Origin of the sequence: Hydrocarboniphaga sp. (genome assembly GCF_028291725.1) — a bacterium.
GTDB lineage: Bacteria > Pseudomonadota > Gammaproteobacteria > Nevskiales > Nevskiaceae > Hydrocarboniphaga.
Genome location: NZ_JAQGNT010000044.1, coordinates 70,517 through 87,331, shown reverse-complemented (window position 1 = coordinate 87,331; position 16,815 = coordinate 70,517). Strand labels below are relative to the sequence as shown.

Annotated in this window: 14 protein-coding genes; 13 read left to right on the top strand and 1 reads right to left on the bottom strand. The window is 63.5% G+C overall.

Going from position 1 to position 16,815, the window contains the following annotated elements; translation table 11 throughout:
• Window positions 1–535 (bottom strand): electron transfer flavoprotein subunit beta/FixA family protein (locus JWQ90_RS12870; protein ID WP_299694518.1); only part of this gene is annotated, 535 nt, incomplete at its 3' end.
• A gap of 375 nt (window positions 536–910) precedes the next feature.
• Here JWQ90_RS12870 and JWQ90_RS12865 point away from each other — a divergent pair.
• The 13 genes from JWQ90_RS12865 to JWQ90_RS12805 all read left to right on the top strand — a co-directional run bounded on the left by JWQ90_RS12865 (window position 911) and on the right by JWQ90_RS12805 (window position 16,814).
• A complete protein-coding gene (locus JWQ90_RS12865) occupies window positions 911–2,338 on the top strand; it encodes an aldehyde dehydrogenase family protein (RefSeq protein WP_299694516.1) in 1,428 nt (475 codons plus the stop codon).
• A 62-nt stretch (window positions 2,339–2,400) separates the two neighbouring features.
• Window positions 2,401–3,579 carry a cytochrome P450 gene (locus tag JWQ90_RS12860; RefSeq protein ID WP_299694515.1) on the top strand — a complete coding sequence of 393 codons (1,179 nt, stop codon included), beginning with the start codon at window positions 2,401–2,403 and terminating at the stop codon, window positions 3,577–3,579.
• A gap of 78 nt (window positions 3,580–3,657) precedes the next feature.
• Window positions 3,658–3,870 (top strand): ferredoxin, encoded by a 213-nt coding sequence (locus JWQ90_RS12855; protein ID WP_299694512.1) that lies wholly within the window; start codon window positions 3,658–3,660, stop codon window positions 3,868–3,870.
• A 446-nt stretch (window positions 3,871–4,316) separates the two neighbouring features.
• Window positions 4,317–6,518, top strand: coding sequence for a TonB-dependent receptor (locus JWQ90_RS12850; protein WP_299694510.1), 2,202 nt, complete (start codon window positions 4,317–4,319; stop codon window positions 6,516–6,518).
• A gap of 13 nt (window positions 6,519–6,531) precedes the next feature.
• Window positions 6,532–6,954 (top strand): OB-fold domain-containing protein, encoded by a 423-nt coding sequence (locus tag JWQ90_RS12845; RefSeq protein ID WP_299694507.1) that lies wholly within the window; start codon window positions 6,532–6,534, stop codon window positions 6,952–6,954.
• Window positions 6,955–6,962: 8 nt separating this feature from the next.
• Window positions 6,963–7,814, top strand: coding sequence for an acyl-CoA thioesterase II (locus JWQ90_RS12840; RefSeq protein ID WP_299694504.1), 852 nt, complete (start codon window positions 6,963–6,965; stop codon window positions 7,812–7,814).
• A 41-nt stretch (window positions 7,815–7,855) separates the two neighbouring features.
• Complete coding sequence (locus tag JWQ90_RS12835; RefSeq protein WP_299694501.1) at window positions 7,856–9,031, top strand: thiolase family protein; 1,176 nt, start codon at window positions 7,856–7,858, stop codon at window positions 9,029–9,031.
• A gap of 102 nt (window positions 9,032–9,133) precedes the next feature.
• Window positions 9,134–10,174 (top strand): Rieske 2Fe-2S domain-containing protein, encoded by a 1,041-nt coding sequence (locus JWQ90_RS12830; protein ID WP_299694498.1) that lies wholly within the window; start codon window positions 9,134–9,136, stop codon window positions 10,172–10,174.
• A gap of 148 nt (window positions 10,175–10,322) precedes the next feature.
• Entirely contained in the window at window positions 10,323–11,846 is a 1,524-nt protein-coding gene (locus tag JWQ90_RS12825; protein WP_299694496.1) for an AMP-binding protein, read from the top strand.
• 26 nt (window positions 11,847–11,872) lie between these two features.
• Complete coding sequence (locus JWQ90_RS12820; RefSeq protein WP_299694493.1) at window positions 11,873–12,598, top strand: TetR/AcrR family transcriptional regulator; 726 nt, start codon at window positions 11,873–11,875, stop codon at window positions 12,596–12,598.
• 38 nt (window positions 12,599–12,636) lie between these two features.
• Entirely contained in the window at window positions 12,637–13,341 is a 705-nt protein-coding gene (locus JWQ90_RS12815; protein WP_299694490.1) for a DUF2889 domain-containing protein, read from the top strand.
• 51 nt (window positions 13,342–13,392) lie between these two features.
• Window positions 13,393–14,598, top strand: coding sequence for an acetyl-CoA C-acetyltransferase (locus JWQ90_RS12810; RefSeq protein ID WP_299694487.1), 1,206 nt, complete (start codon window positions 13,393–13,395; stop codon window positions 14,596–14,598).
• A 23-nt stretch (window positions 14,599–14,621) separates the two neighbouring features.
• Window positions 14,622–16,814 carry a 3-hydroxyacyl-CoA dehydrogenase NAD-binding domain-containing protein gene (locus JWQ90_RS12805; protein WP_299694484.1) on the top strand — a complete coding sequence of 731 codons (2,193 nt, stop codon included), beginning with the start codon at window positions 14,622–14,624 and terminating at the stop codon, window positions 16,812–16,814.
• Window position 16,815: the final 1 nt, after the last annotated feature.

The window sequence follows — 16,815 nt, the reverse complement described above, 5'->3', positions numbered from 1 at the left end:
GCAGATCGGTGGTGATGACGGCCGGCAGATCGACTTCCAGCGTCTCCAGGCCCGCGTCGACTTCACGGGTCACGGTGGCCTTGTCGCCGTCGATTTCGACTTTCGAGGCGAACGTCGCCTGGGCGATGTCGAGCAGGGCGGCGACCATCTGGCCGGTCTGGTTGGCGTCGTCGTCGATCGCCTGCTTGCCGGCGAAGAACAGCTTGGCGTCTTCGAGCTTCAGCGCAGCGGCGAAAGCGCGCGCCGCCGTCAGCGGCTGGATGTCGCCTTCTTCCTTGATATGGATCGCGCGGTCGGCACCAAAGGCCAGCGCCGAGCGCAGGGTCTCCTCGTTCTTGGCGCCGCCGATGGTGATCGCCACGATCTCGGTGACCTTGCCTTTCTCCCTCAGGCGGACCGCTTCTTCCATCGCGATCTCGTCGAAGGGATTCATCGAATGTTTGACGCCGTCGGTGATCACACCCGAGCCGTCAGACTTCACCTGCACGCGGACGTTGTAGTCCACCACTCGCTTGACGCTGACCAGTACTTTCATGTCTTGTGGAAACGCATGGTTGGAAGTGCTCCCGGCTCGATTCAAGAAGTCCGATAGCGAGCAGGGCTGTGGAAAAAAGATCGAATCCTGGCCGTTCTCTCCTCGTGTCGGGCGCTTCGTTGCGGTCTGTTTGTTCCTGGGGCGAGATCCTGTATACCGTCAGTGAATCAATCGAAATCCGGTTCGCCCCCACATCGCAAGGGCTTTGACTGTGCCTCTGATTTAGGCTAAGTTTGACTTCGCAATGAACCAATCGTTTGGTTTGTGTTCAATATTCCATCATAAAAGCGCCTACCGTCAAACGAGAGCGCGTGCGTAGCCTGGAGGGGATGTCCGGTGATTGATCCGAACCACGGATTGCTATTCATAGCGGGAGTGCTCAGAGAGTCCTCCAGCAAGGCCCGATTCAATGTGCTCAACCCGGCGGATGAATCGATCGTCGGTACGGTTGCCGACGGCACCGCCGAAGATGTGTCCGAGGCGGTCAAAGCGGCGCGCGAAGCCTTCGACACGAGTTCCTGGTCCACAGGTCACGCCTTTCGCAAGCAATGCCTGCTTCAGTTCCAGGCCGGGCTGCGCAAGGAAGCCGCCGCGTTCAAGGCCGTGCAGCTGGCCGAAGCCGGCATCTGCTCCAGCATCAGCGGGCTGATCGATCTGACGATTGAGGAGATGAGTTACTCGATCGATCTGATCGATACGTTCGCGTGGGAAACCGACTATCCGGCATACGAGATGCTCGGCATGCGCAGTCTGCGCAAGGTCACGTACGAGCCCCATGGCGTGGTCGCGGCGATCACCGCCTGGAACGCGCCGTTCATGCTCAACTTATGGAAGATTGTTCCGGCGCTCGCGACCGGCAACACAGTGATTCTGAAAGGGGCATCCGAGACGCCGCTGACCGCGGCGCTGATGGGCCGCATCGTCAAGGAATACACCGATATTCCCGCTGGCGTGTTCAACGTTATCAGCGCGTCGAAGCGCGAAATCGGTGGCGACGGACTGACCGGCGATCCGCGCATCGACATGTTCCATTTCACCGGCTCGACCTCGGTCGGCCAGCGCATCGCCGAACGAGCCGCCAATGGCATCCGCAAGTGCGTGCTCGAACTCGGCGGCAAATCGGCGAACGTAATCCTGCCGGATGCCGATCTGGATTTCGCGATTCCGCACGGCGTCGGCATGTGCATGCTCAACAGTGGCCAGGGCTGCACGCTGGCCACCCGGATGATCGTGCACGCGAGTCTCTACGACGAAGCGGTCGAGCGCCTTGCCGCGATGGTCGTGCAGGTCCCGGTCGGTGATCCGGCGAGAATCGAAACGGTGGTCGGGCCGATCATCAATGCCCGGCAGCTCGCCTCGATCGAAGGGCTGGTCGACCGTGCACGCGCAGCCGGTGCGCGCGTGGTCGCCGGCGGCCATCGTCTCGACCGGGGCGGGAAGGGCTACTGGTACGCGCCGACCGTCGTCGTCGATGTCGATCAGGATTCCGAACTCGCGCAGACCGAAGTGTTCGGTCCGGTGCTGACCGTGATTCGCTACGAGGGCGACGACGAGGTAGCGGTGCGCATCGGCAACAACACCCAGTACGGTCTGTCAGGCTATGTGCAGAGTCGCGATGTGGATCGCGCCTGGCGCGTTGCCCGGCGCATGCGCACCGGCACCGTCAGCATCAATAACTCGATACACAACTCGGCCGACACGCCCTTCGGCGGATTCGGCAGGAGCGGGCTGGGCCGCGAACACGGAGTCGAAGGCTGGCAGGAGTTCCTGCAGTCCAAAACCATCGCCAGCCCTGCGGCTTGAGCGGGTGCTCCAAGCCCACGCGCAGGCTTCGAGCGAAACGAACATCTTTGGAGAGCAAGCCAATGTCGGAAGAAAACAGCCTGGATCGTGTTTTCGCGGAATATGATCATCGCGATCACGAGTCGGTCTACAACCCGTGGCCGCGGTGGAAAAAGCTGCAGTCGGGTCCAGCTCTCACGTACAGCGAAAAGTACGACGGCTTCCACGTCGCGTCGCGGTACAACGAAGTCTGCGAAATCGCGCGTGATCCGCAGATCTTCTCCAGTCATTTGAAGCAGACCACGATTCCGACGCTGGTCACGCCGCCGTTCCCGCCTATCAACTACGACCCGCCCGATCACCTGTTCTATCGGGTGATCCTGAATCCGTTCTTCACGCCCGGCAAAGTCGCTGCGCATGAGGCCATGGTCCGGAGCATGGCGGCGAAGTACATCGAACCGCTGCTGGCTTCGGACGGCTTCGACGTGCCGACGCAGCTGGGCATCCCACTAACCCGCGAAGTGATCTTGAAGTTGATGGGCATCGCTGACTGCCCGGCAGAGGTCAATAAGTGGGCTGACGATCTGATCTTCCTGTACGAGCCGGAGAAGGCAGCCGCCAACCTGATGGGCTTCCTTGCCGCTGAAGTGGCCAAGCGCCGTGCGAATCCTGGCGACGACGTGATGAGCGGCCTGGTCACGGCCGAAGTCCGCGGTCGCTCGCTCGACGACAGCGAAATCCTGCGCATGTCGCTGCTGCTACTGCTCGCCGGACTGGACACGACCAACTCCGCGATCAGCGGATCGATCTGGTATTTCGTGCAGCACCCCGAAGCGCGCAAAGAGTTGCTTGCAGCCGACGACACTACCTGGCGTCTGGCTATGGACGAACTGGTGCGCTGGGTCAGCCCGGCACCGGCGCAGGCGCGCACCGCCCGCAACGATACCGCGGTCGGCGGCTGTCCGATGAAGGAGGGCGAGATGGTGATGCTGCTATTTGGCGCCGCCAACCGCGACGCGACCGAGTTCCCCGATCCGGATTCGGTCGTGCTCAACCGATTCCCCAACCGCCACCTTGGCTTCGGCATGGGGCCGCACCGCTGCCTGGGTTCGCATCTGGCGAAGCTGGAATTGCAGATCGTGCTGCAGGCTCTGCTGCCGAGCCTCGATCAGTTTGAACTGTCCGACCCGAACGCCGTGGTCTGGGAAGGTGCGTCGGTGCGTGGCATCCGGGCTTTACCGCTGACGCGCAAGAAAAAATAGACCCAGGCCCATAACAATAGGTGGCGAAGTTTCGGCGCAAAAGTGCCACATCCGCCAACCCGATAAAGGAGAAGAGTGATGAGTGACTCCAAGCTGGCGATCAAGGTCGATCACACGCGTTGCCAGGGTCATGCCCGCTGTCTGCAGGAAGCACCGGAAGTGTTTGGTTACACCGACGATACGAATCAGGCATTCGTGCTGCCGGGCGCCGATCTCGCGGCACACCGGGCCGCGATCGACGTCGCGATTGGTGCGTGCCCGGAGTGCGCCATCAGCTGGGACCAGGGCTGAGGTCCGTTTTCGAGTCGCAGGGAAGCGACTCTTGAAGCCTTGCTGAACTCGTGGTCGAGGGCAGAGCTTGAATGGCATCACATCGATCGGCCGTTGATCCACGTGTCACCAGTAGATCCTTGTGACGAGACTTGTGACGCGGCGCGATCGCCGAAGATCTCATCCGGGCGGTACTGCACCGTTTGTCGTTTCCTAAATACCGGCCATCAATGAAACCAAACGGTTGGTTGATGTATTGAAATGAGCCAACCTATGATTCGATTGTCCCGCCGCAGACCTGAAAAGGGTCGACAAAAAAATCCCGGCGGACCTTGTGGGATACGGAGAGAAAAATCTTGAAAACAACAAGCTTGGCTATTGCCTGCACCGCAGTTATCGCGTCTTTGCCTGTTCAATGCCTGGCCCAGGCCATTGCTCGGCCTGATGCGGCACCGATTCCCGCCGAGATGCAGGCAGCTGCGGACCCTGCCATCGCCGATGCGCCGCAGGGAGCGGCTGCTTCATCCGCAGCGGCTGCGCCTGCAGCAGGCACCGATTCGATCGCGAAGCCCGGTGCGACGATCGAAGAGATCGTGGTGACGGCGCAGCGCCGTCAGCAGAAGCTGGAGGAGGTTCCAATGTCGATAACGGCGGTCACGCCGCAGCAGATCGAGAATCTGAATCTCACCAGCACCGATTCCATACAGCTGATTTCCCCCGGCCTGGTCTTCGACCGCGGCTTCGCTTATGCGCAGACCTTCATCCGCGGCGTTGGCACCAATCTGCCGAATCCGGGCCTGGAAGGCGCGGTTGCGACTTACGTCGATGGCGGCTATCTGCAGCGCAGCATCGGCACGGTTGCCGACATGTTCGACATTGGCCAGGTGCAGGTGCTCAAGGGACCGCAAGGCACGCTGTACGGCCGCAACGCGACCGGCGGCGCAATCCTGTTGTCGACCGCCGATCCGACCGATACGCGCTCACTGCATCTGGCTCAGGAATACGGTCGCTTCGATCACCAGTTGACCGAGGCCGTCGCCAACCTGCCGCTGACGGATACGCTGTCGGTCCGCATCGGCGGACGGGCTTCCAGCCAGGACGGCTTCATCACCAATCTCAACGACGGTGGTGAATTCGGTTTCCGCGACTCGCAGATCCTGCGCGCAAAGGCGAAGTGGACGCCGATCGAAGGATTCACATCGGTGCTCGGCGTCGAGTACAGCGAAATGGTCGACGGCAACAACGGCATCGCCGAGCGCGCTGCGGCGCCCAACTGCGTCGGATGCGCAGATCCGCGTGCGCAATCGCCGGTCAGTGGTTTCTACGACGTCGACAATAGCAGTTCGTCACCGACGCGCACCCGTGCCAGGAGTGTCAATCTGCATATGGGCTACAAGGCCAACTCGCTGAGCTTCGACAGCGTGTCCGCGATTCGCGACGAAGATACCGCGGTGATCAGCGATCAGGACTACACCGGCGCGCCGCTGTTCAAGTTCGACGCCAAGACCGGCGGCCGTGCGTTCACCCAGGAGCTGCAGGCCGCCACCGACTACCAGGGCCTGCTCAATGGCATGGTCGGCTTGAGCTATCTGCACGACAACGCCTACTTCGACGCAGACATCTCCGGAGATGCCTTCGGGCCGCTGAATCCGGTCGGCAAGAACGACGTTCAGACCGACTCCTACTCAGGCTTCGCGGAGGCCTACGTGACGCCGACCCCGCGGCTGAAGCTGACCGCCGGCGGACGCTACACGCACGACAAGCGCAGCCTGTCCGGGCACATCAACGGCGACGTCATTTTCGCGCAGTTCGCGCCGGCCGGAAGTCCCTCGGATTTCGAGCAGAGCGACAGCTTCAACAGCTTCACGCCTCGCGTGGTACTGGCCTACCAGTTCGACCTGGTCAACGCTTACGCGAGCTGGAACCGCGGCTTCAAGGCGGGTGGCTATTCGACGCCGGCTTTCGCACCGTCGGTCGGGGTCGACCCGGAGAAGATCGACAACTTCGAACTCGGTTCTAAATACGTTTCGGAGGATCGCCGGCTGCGTCTGAACGCGGCGACTTTCCTGTATCTGTATCGCGACATCCAGGTTCCGATCGTCGATCTCACTGCCGGCGGCCTGATCACGCAGAACGCGGGCAAGGCGCGCGGCTACGGTTTCGAGACCGATGGCCAGTACGCGGTGGTGGACTGGCTCGACCTGATCGGCGGCCTGGCGCTGCTGCACGCCCGCTACACGCAGTACGAGGCGGCGCAGGTCAACAACGCAGGTCCGACGGGTCTGTCCAAGGCAACCGAAGATCTCGAAGGCGCACCGCTGAGCCGCGCTCCCAACCTGACTGCTTCGCTCGGTGCGCAGGTGCATACCGTGGTCTGGGGCAGCTGGCTGGCGAACGCCAGCGTCATCGGGCGCTACACCTCCGAATACGACTTCTATCCGGGCCGTGGCGGCAACCTGCGCTACGATTATCAGCCGGCCTACACGCTGGTGAATCTGACCGCCACCCTGGGTCCCGAATCAGGCGCCTACACGGCTGGAATCTACGTGAACAATCTGACGGATGAGAAGTATTACCTGCAGCGGGCGACCTCGGCTCCGTTCGGCGTCGTCGACCAAGTAGCCCAGCCGATGACCTTCGGCGTTCGCTTCACCGCGAGCTTCGAGTAGGCAAGGAGAAACCATGACCAGCAGCACGCGCTCGGCACCGGTGCCTTACTTCGCGCCGGCCATCACCGACGACAGCCGCGAGTTCTGGACGGCCGGCGCTCGCAACGAACTGCGCATTTGTCGCTGCGGCGATTGCGGCTACTACCTGCATCCGCCGGTGCCGGTTTGCCGCGCGTGCCGGTCGATGAACGTCGCAGCGCAAACCGTGTCGGGCCGCGGCACGCTCGCGTCGTTCACGGTGAATCATCAGGCATGGAGCGAGGGATTTTCGGGTCCCTACATTCTAGGGCTGGTGGAAATTGCCGAGCAGAAGGGCGTCAATCTGATTACCAACATCGTCGACTGCGCCTTGGAAGAAGTCCGTGTCGGGATGCCGGTGCAGGTGGCTTTCGAGCCGGTGGAAGACGCCTGGCTGCCGGTGTTTCGCCCCGCGTAGATGACAGCATGCCCGTGAAGACCCGATTCGTCGACCCGAGCGACCAGGAAGATTTTCTGGTTGACGAGCTGTCGCTGACCGGCGGATCGGATCGGTATCGTCGCGATATCAGCCGCTACTGGGCTTTCGGCGACGACCGTGTATTTGGCGGTTATACCGCGGCATTGGCCCTCGCTGCTGCGGCCGAGGCGGTGAAGCTGCCGGTGCTGCTGTCCTGTCAGCTGCAGTTTCTGGGCGCTACGCGTGTCGGCGAGGCGAGTATCGAGGTGGAGACGCTGGTTCGCGGTCGGTCCGCGGCTTCGGTCAGAGTCGTGCTGTATCAAAACGCCGCGCCGACGGTAACGCTGCAGTGCTGGCTTGGCGAAAGCCTGCCGACACCGGGCAACGATCTTAGCGAGCACTCGACGCCGGTGCCGCTGGCGTGCCCGCAGATCCGGTTTCGTTCCGAACTGATTCCGTTCATGGGTGTACTCGACGAGCGTGCCATCGACTATCCGGCCGACGACAGCGGCTTCCAGTCGGGGCCGCCTTTCGTCGAGCTGTGGGTTCGTCCCCGACAGGTCGCCACCAAGCCGAGCGCACTGCTGTCGCAGTTGTTCGACGTCATCGCCTTCGATGCGCATATGCTCGATTCCACGCGCAGGGCGCGGGCCTCGACCCGCATCGTGACCGCGAGCCTGGACCTCAGCGTGATCTGGTACTCGGCGCTGCCTTTGGCTGCCTGGCGGCGCGTACGCGTCGAATCGGGGCCGTCCCATCACGGTTTTGCGGCGACATCGGCCGTGATCTGCGATGAATCCGGTGCCAAAAGCGCCAGTGCATTCCAGCAGGGCCGCGCACGCGCGATGTCCAGCCGCTGACCACGAGCCGCCAAGCTCGAGCCATTATCAAGAGACATGCGATGAATCTATTCGATGGCAAGGCGGTGCTGACCGGCATCGGTCAATCCGATATCGGCCGATACCTGGGCCGTTCCGGTCTTTCGCTGACCGCCGAGGCGGCGCTGGCGGCGATCGCCGATGCGGGTTTGACGCCCGACGACATCGACGGTCTTGCGACTTTCCCCGGTTCGGACAATACCGACGCCGGCTATGGCGGAGCCGGTGCGGGCGAGGTGATCGACGCCCTCGGCCTCAACGTCAACTGGTACAAGGGCGAAGCCGAAACCAGCGGCCAACTCGGGCCGGTGATGAGCGCCTGCATGGCGGTCGCAACCGGTACCGCTCGCCACGTGCTGTGCTTCCGTACGGTCACCGAAGGCTCGGCGCAGCGCGCCAAGGGCAATCGCGCCGCAGTGTTCGGCAAGACCAAGGCGCGGCACTGGAGCGAGTGGTGCATGCCCTACGGCGCCCGCCCGCCGAATCTGATGGCGCTGTATGCGCAGCGCTACATGCACGATCACGGCCTGAAGCGTGAACACCTCGGCCAGATCGCGTTGAATAACCGGCGCAACGCCAGCCTCAATCCGAAAGCGGTGTTTCGTCAGCCGCTGACGATGGAGCAGTACCTGTCGGCGCGCATGGTGTCGTCGCCGTTCGGTCTGCTCGACTGCGACGTGCCGATCGACGGCTCGACCGCGGTCATCGTGTCGCGGCGCGAAGCAGCACGCGGCATCCATCATCCGCCGCTGGTCGTCGAATCGGTGGGCTCGGCGCTCAAGAGCCGCTACGCCTATGGCCAGGGCGCGCTCGACGAGACCGCCTGCTACGACTCGGCGAAGATGATGTGGCAGCACACCGAACTGCGCCCGAAGGATGTCGACGTGGCGCAGCTCTATGACGGCTTCAGCTTCCTGACCGTCGAATGGCTCGATGCGCTCGGCTTCTGCGAGCACGGAAAAGCCGGCGAATTTCTCGAAGGCGGCGAACGCATCGCGCTCGAAGGCGAGCTGCCGCTGACCACGCACGGCGGCCAGTTGTCGGCCGGTCGCTTGCACGGCTTCGGCCATCTGCACGAGGCCTGCGTACAGCTCTGGGGACTCGGCGGCGAGCGCCAGGTGATGGGTGATCCCAGGATCAGCGTGGCGGCCGCGGGCGGCGGGATTTTCGGCGGTTGCATGCTGCTGAGCCGGCCCTGATCGAAGCCCGGCATCACCATCGTCAACGCGGTGTTGACGATGGGCCGGAGTTGGCATATCGTGTCTCCCACAGAAAAGCCAAACGATTGGTAGGATATCGAAATGGGCAGCAGACTCCGCGGGTTCCCGTACAAGACATTTCCGCGCGGCTGGTATCAGGTCGCCTGGTCGCACGAGCTGGCAGCCGGCGATGTGCGCCCGGCCAAGTACTTCAATCTCGAACTGGTGATGTATAGGTCCGAGTCCGGCAAGGTCAATATTCTCGACGCGCATTGCCGCCACATGGGCGCGCATCTGGGCCATGGCGGCAAGGTCTGCGGTGAACACATCGCCTGTCCGTTCCACGGCTGGAAGTGGAGTGCCGAAGGCGCCAACGTCGAAGTGCCTTACTCGCGCCAGAAGCGCGTGTCCGCCAAGCTCGGCCGCTATCCGGTGATCGAGAAAAGCGGCCTGGTGCTGATGTGGTACGCATCCGACGGACGCGCGCCCGATTACGAGCCGCCGATCGTTCCTGAGTTTCACGACGACGCTTACTACCCGGTCTATCCGCACGGCGGCATCAAGGGCGAGGCCAACTTTCCGCCGCAGCTGCTGGTGGAAAACGCAGTCGACGTGCCGCATCTGAAGTACGTGCACAACTGGACCGCGGACGAGCCCGGCATGGGTAAGTTCGAGGACCGCGGCCAGAGTTTCTATGTCGAGACCTTCGGCGCGATCGACACCGTCAAGGGCATCGCCCGCCTGCAGACCCAGATCGAAATCTGGGGCATCGGCCTGGTGTATTCGCATCTGTCGGGGCTGCGCGACATGGGCTTCGTCAGCGGCATGGTGCCGATCGACGATCTGCGTTCCGAAGTGCGCCTGACCACGGCGGTAAAGCGCAAGGCAGGCGACACCGGCGACGAGCCGGACAGCTTCGCCAGGGCGATGATCGCCGCGCAGGCCGAAGAGGTGATCGGCATGCGTGCCGGCGGCGACCGCGACATCTGGGAGCACATGGAGTATCGCGCCAATCCGGCGCTGGTTCGCGAGGAAGTCGCCGGCTGGCTGGCGCTGCGCAACTTCACCGCCAAGTTCTACGACGACGAGATCAAACCGCCGCCGGTCAAGGAAACCGAATCGGCACCGACGCTGGCCGCATAACGCGGCTCGAACCAGGCTCGCCGCTGCGCTCGTGAAGCCAGCGCGGTCAGCTTCAGTCGCCCATGCCGAGCCGCAGCCGCAGCCTCAGGCGCGGCGGCGCTGGCGCTGAGCAAGAAAAAAAGAATCAGCAAACGCTGGAGGGGTGAGCATGAATTACGCATCGACCGATGACGGCCTGCGCTGGTGGGCCGTCAACAAGCCCGACAAACGCTTCATCGTGTTTCAGGGCGACGTCGTCACGTTTGCGGAAGCCGACGCCTGGGTCGACCGCGTCGCACGCTATCTGGCGAACAATGGTGCGAAAGCCGGCGAGCGTATCGGCGTGATCGGCGTCAACTCTTTGGAATGGGCGATCGCCTCGCTGGCGATCCTGCGGGTCGGCGGCGTACATGCGCCGCTGAGCGAGCGTTCCGTCATCAACGAAGTGCGCGGGCTGACCGAAAAAACCGGCACCCATCTGGTGCTGGTCGCCGACAGCCACATGACGATGATGCGTGAAGCCTCGGCGCTCGCGCCGGAGTTGAAGCTGCTGCCGCTGACCCAGGTCTGCGAACTGCGCCAGGGCGAGAACCTGCGCTTCGAGCGCCCGGATATCGACATCGATTCGGTCGCGGCCATCGTCTACACCAGCGGCTCGACCGGCCTGCCCAAGGGCGCCACGTTCACGATGCGCAGCCTACTCAGCATCATCCAGGAATGGGCGCTGGTGGAACCGGCGATGGGCCACGAGGCGCGCATCGTCGGCGTGTTGCCGCTAACGCCGATGGGCGGCTTCATCAACTCGATCCTGCGTCCCTCGGTGATCGGCGGCACCGTGTTCCTGATGCCGAAGTACGACGAGCGCGAGGCGCTGCGGCTGCTGGTCGAAGAGCGCTGCAGCTCGCTGATGGCGCCGCCGTTGATCTTCCAGCGCATCTCCGCCTTGCCGGAGTTTCAGCAGGCCGATCTGTCGGCGCTGAGCTACGCGATCATCGGTGGCGCGCCGGTGCCGCTGGACGAATTCGACAAGTGGGTGGCGCGCGGTGCGGCGCTGCGACAGACCTATGGCTCCACCGAAGCGGGCGGGCATTTCTCGGCGATGCCGATCGAAGGCGCAAGGCAGAATCCGGCCGGCTGGGGACGCGGCAACGTGTTCCGCAAGGTCAAGGCGCTGCGGCCCGACGGTACGCCGTGCAAGGCCAACGAGGACGGCGAGATCATGGTCCGTGGTCCCGGCCTGATGGAAGGCTACTGGGGCGATGAAGAGGCCACCGCCGCGGCGATCAAGGACGGCTGGCTGCATACCGGCGACATGGGGCGCTACGACGAAAACGGCATCTGGAAAGTCACCGACCGCATCAAGGAAGTGATCATCACCGGCGGTTTCAACGTCGGCCCGACCGAGGTTGAGAAGGCGCTGTTGACGCTGGACGGCGTCGTCGAGGCGGCGGTGCTGAAAGTGGCCGACGTGACTTATGGCGAAGCCATCGGCGCGATCGTCAACGCCGACAGGCCGCTGACCGCCGCCGAAGTCGTTTCGCACTGCCGCAGTCATCTGGCGAACTACAAAGTGCCGCGCTACGTGCTGATCGTGAACGAGCTGCTGCCGCGTTCCGAGCAGGGCAAGTTATCGAAAGTGGAAATGCAGAAAAAGTACGGCGCCAGCCTGGCTGGGTCGCCGAGGCCGCAGTAGGCGATCGCGTACAGGAACCAGTCAAAATGCCCCGTCCCACGAGCAACAAGCGCAGTCCCGAAAGCCGCATCGGCAGCCGCCGCCGTGCCGCGGCGGCGGGCGCGGCGGAGAATTACGAAGCGCGCCGAGCTGAAATCGTGGCGGCCGCGGCGCAGGTCTTTCAGCGCGTCGGTTACGACAAGACCACGCTGCTGGACGTTGCCGAGCAGCTCGGTACCGATCGCGCCTCGCTGTACTACTACGTCGCCGGCAAGGAAGATCTGCTGCGCGTAGTGGTGCTGGGCGTGGTGATGGAGAACCTTGCGGTGACGGCCCGCATCGCCGCCGAAGATGCTCCGGCGCCACAGAAGCTTGAGCGCTTCGTACTGCAGCTGATGCGCTCCTATGCGGAAAACTATCCGCATATGTACTCGTTCATCCAAAACGATTTGAACAACGTTGGCAAAACCGAAACTGATCTTGCGCGGCAGTTGAATCAGGCCTCGCTGGACTGCGAAACGCAGTTCCTGACGATACTCGAACAGGGTGTCGCCGAAGGTGTATTCCGTGACGATATCCCGTTGACGATGGTCGCGAACGGCGCCTTCGGCATGCTCAACTGGACGCATCGCTGGTTCAAGCCGGGCAAGCGGCACACCGCGGAAGATGTCGCGCGCTACTTCTCGCTACTGCTGCTGCGCGGTGTCGGGCAGGCCGCTCCTGCGGTACCGAAAGCGGCCCGTAGGAAAGTGGTGCCGGGGCGGCCTGGATGAAGGGGGCGTTTCGCCGAGTCATCCGCATCGCAACGCGGATGAAGGAGGGATCCACCGGCGAGGCACGTGCCGTGGTGGAAGATGACTATCACCATTTCCGTGTCGTGGTTCATTACGACGCCGGTCAGGTGATATCGACGTCTACCGAAGCCCTGCGTTCGCCTTACGACCTGTGCTCCGCAGCCGGTCAGCGTCTGCACGAGCTGGTCGGCATGCCGCTGTCGGGGAAGATGGCCGCGGCGTTCCGCGTAACCGACGCCCGGCACCAGTGCACGCATCAATTCGATATCGCGGCGCTTGCGGTCGCCGCGGCCGCGCGCGGCATACGCCAGCGCCGCTACGACATGGTGATCCCCGACAGCGCAGACGGGCGAGTGAGCGCTAGGTTGCAACGCGATGGCAGCGATGTGCTGGAGTGGCAAATGGATGGCGACATCATCCTTGAGCCGCATCCGTATACGCGCCGCAGCATCGGTAGCGGCTTCACCGACTGGGTCGCCAACCAACTCAGCGAGGATGAATCCGAAGCCGCGCTGGTATTGAGGCGCGGCGTGTTCATCTCGGCCGGCCGGCGCATGGAGAAAAGCATCCCGTCCGGCGCCAGGCCGACCGGAGGTTGCTGGGTTCAGCAACCCGAACGCAACCGCCTGGCCGTCGCGCATCCCGACTCGCGACAGAATTTTTCACAAATGCCGGAACGTCTGACGGCCGCCGACAACGAGTGGATTCGTTTCGCCGCCTGACCCGGACCCCGGTGCCGATCTCTCAATCTTCACACGAACCAGGAATGACTCATGGCTGAGGCCTATATCTACGACGCCGTGCGCACCCCGCGCGGACGCGGCAAGGCAGATGGTGCCCTGCACGAAATCCCGGCGCTGGAACTGGCGACGCAAGTCCTGCAGGCACTGCGCGATCGCAACGGGCTCGATACGTCCAGGCTTGACGACGTCGTTCTCGGCGTGGTTGCGCCAGTCGGCGAGCAGGGCGCCGACATCGCGCGCATCGCGGTGCTGAACGCCGACTTCGATCATCGCGTTGCCGGTGTGCAGCTCGATCGCTATTGCGCGAGCGGGCTCGAGGCCTGCAACGTCGCTGCCGCCAAGGTGATCTGCGGTGAAGCCGATCTGGCCATCGGCGGCGGTGTCGAGTCGATGAGCCGGGTGCCCATGGGTTCGGCCGGCGGCGCCTGGAGTGTCGATCCGAGCATCGCGTTCAAGAGCTACTACATTCCTCAGGGCGTCAGCGCCGATCTGATCGCGACACGTTACGGCTTTTCGCGCCACGACGTCGATTCCTACGCGGTCGAGAGTCAGCGCCGCGCCGGTCTTGCCTGGCACGAGCAGCGCTTCGCGCGATCGGTAATCGCCATAAAGGATGCGCTCGGCCTGACCGTGCTCGATCGCGACGAACATATGCGCCCGGAGACTACGGTGGAATCCCTCGGCAAGCTCAAGCCGAGCTTCGCCGAGATGGGCGCCTACGTGTTCGACGAGATCGTCAAGCAGCGCTATCCGGAAGTCGGGCGCGTGCAGCATGTGCATCACGCCGGCAATTCCAGCGGCATCGTCGACGGCGCGTCCGGCGTACTGATCGGTTCCAAAGAAATCGGCCAGGCGCTGGGGTTGAAGCCACGTGCGCGCTTTCGTGCGATGGCTTCGATCGGCTCCGAGCCGAGCATCATGCTCACCGGTCCGGAATTCGTCACCGCCAAGGTGCTGGCGCGCGCCGGCATGAGCAAGAACGACATCGATCTGTGGGAGCTCAACGAGGCTTTCGCCAGCGTGGTGCTGCGTCTGAATCAGGCTTATCAGATCGATCCCGCTCGCATGAATGTCAACGGCGGCGCGATCGCGATGGGGCATCCGCTGGGTGCGACCGGCGGCATGCTGCTCGGCACCGTGCTCGACGAACTCGAACGCCAGGACCTGAGCACCGCGCTGGTCACGCTCTGTGTCGGCGCCGGCATGGGCACGGCCACGATCATCGAGCGTATCTAGTCGAACGAATCTAGAGAACCACCATGGAAAATTTCAAGCTTGAACTGGATGCCGACGGCATTCTGACAGCGGCGCTCGATGTCGCAGGCCGTTCGATGAACACCATCACGCAAGGTGTCTTCAATGATCTGGAAAAACTGATAGCTCGGGTCAAAACCGATGCAGCGGTAAAGGGCCTGGTGCTGTGTTCGGGCAAGGCCAACGGCTACTGCGCCGGTGCCGATCTCGATGAGCAGGATGCTAATAACAGCGGTGCGATTCCGAGCAGCGAGGCCGCGATCCGTGCCGAGCTCGCACGTGTTGCGGTACTCAGTGACCTGTTGCGCGCGCTGGAGTTGTGCGGCAAACCCGTGGCGTCGGCGATCAATGGCCTGGCGCTCGGCGGTGGGCTCGAAATGCTGCTGGCGACGCATTACCGCGTTGCGGTCGATGACACGCGCATCCAGCTCGGCCTGCCGGAAGCCAGGATCGGCCTGCTGCCGGGCGCCGGCGGCACGCAGCGTCTGCCGCGTCTGATCGGCCTGGCCAAGTCGCTGCCGCTGTTGCTCGACGGCAACTCGGTGACGCCGGCCAAGGCCAGGGACCTGGGCTTCGTCGATCTGCTGGTTTCTGCCGGGAAGGAAATCGAGACCGCCAAAGCCTGGATCCGTGGCGGCGGCATTGGCAGCCAGCCCTGGGATCGCAAGGGCTACAAACTGCCCGGCGGCAGCCCGTACGAGGCCGTCGGTGTAGCGATGACGATGGCCATTGCCGGTATGCGCAAGGCTACCTCGGGCAATTATCCGGCGCAGTTGAACATCCTGCGCTGCGTCTACGAAGGTGTGACCGTGCCGATCGACACCGGCCTGCGTTTGGAAGCGCGCTACTTCGTGCTGACCCAGAACACACCGCAGGCCAAGGCGATGGTGCGCTCGCTGTTCCTGTCGATGCAGGAGCTGAAAAAGCGCAGCGTCAAGATCGCCGACAGCGAGCGCCGCGAGGTGCGCAAGCTGGCGATACTCGGCGCCGGCATGATGGGCGCCGGCATCGCCCAGGTCAGTGCGCAAGTCGGCATCGAGGTCGTGCTGATCGATCGTAGCGACGCCGATGCGGCACGCGGCAAGGCGGCGATCGAAAAGCAGCTTGCCAAGGCGGTCGACAAAGGCCGGACCACACGCGACAAGGCCGATGCGCTGCTGGCCAGAATCACCGCGACCGGCGACTACTCGAAAGTCGAAGGCAGCGACCTGGTCATCGAGGCGGTATTCGAGGATCGCAAGCTCAAGGCCGACGTGACCGCGAAAGCCGAAGCTTATCTCGGTGCCGAGGCCGTGTTCGGCAGCAACACTTCGGGCCTGCCGATCACTGGGCTGGCGCAGCACTCGAAGCGGCCGGAAAATTTCATCGGCATGCACTTCTTCTCGCCGGTCGACCGCATGGCGCTGGTCGAGATCATCCGCGGTGACAAGACCAGCGAGAAGACGTTGGCGCGCGCGGTGGACTTCGTGCAGAAGATCCGCAAGACGCCGATCATCGTGCGCGACTCGCGCGGCTTTTATACCTCGCGCAGCTTCCACACCTATCTTGACGAAGGCTACGAGCTGCTGGCCGACGGCGTGTCACCGATCGTCATCGACAATATCGGCCGCGCCACCGGCATGCCGCGCGGTCCGCTGGAGTTGTGCGACGACGTCGGCCTGGATCTGTGCCTGTCGGCGCGCCAGCAGGCCAAGGCCGATCTCGGTGACGCGTTCGTCGCCACTCAGGAAGACCGCATGCTGGCGCTGCTGGTGTCCGAGCAGGGACGCCATGGCCGCAAGAACGGCAAGGGCTTCTACGACTATCCGGCGGACGGCGGCGACAAGCTGCTGTGGCCGGGGCTGGCCGAGTTCGTCAGCGTCAAGCTGAAGAATCCGGGCGCCGCCGACATCGAGGAAATCCGCCAGCGCCTGCTGTACCGGCAGTCGCTGGAAGCCGCGCGCATTTTCGCCGACGGCGTGATCGATGATCCGCGCGATGCCGATATCGGCGCGCTGCTCGGCTGGGGTTTCCCGTCGTGGACCGGCGGCCCATTGTCGCTGATCGACCAGATCGGCACCGCCGAGTTCGTGCGCCGCTGCGACCGGCTTGCGGCCCGGCATGGCGCCCGCTTCGCGGTACCTTCGCAGCTGCGTGAGATGGCCGATCGCAACGCCGCGTACTACGCGCCGGTGGCGCCCGTCGTCTCCAACGTCTGAC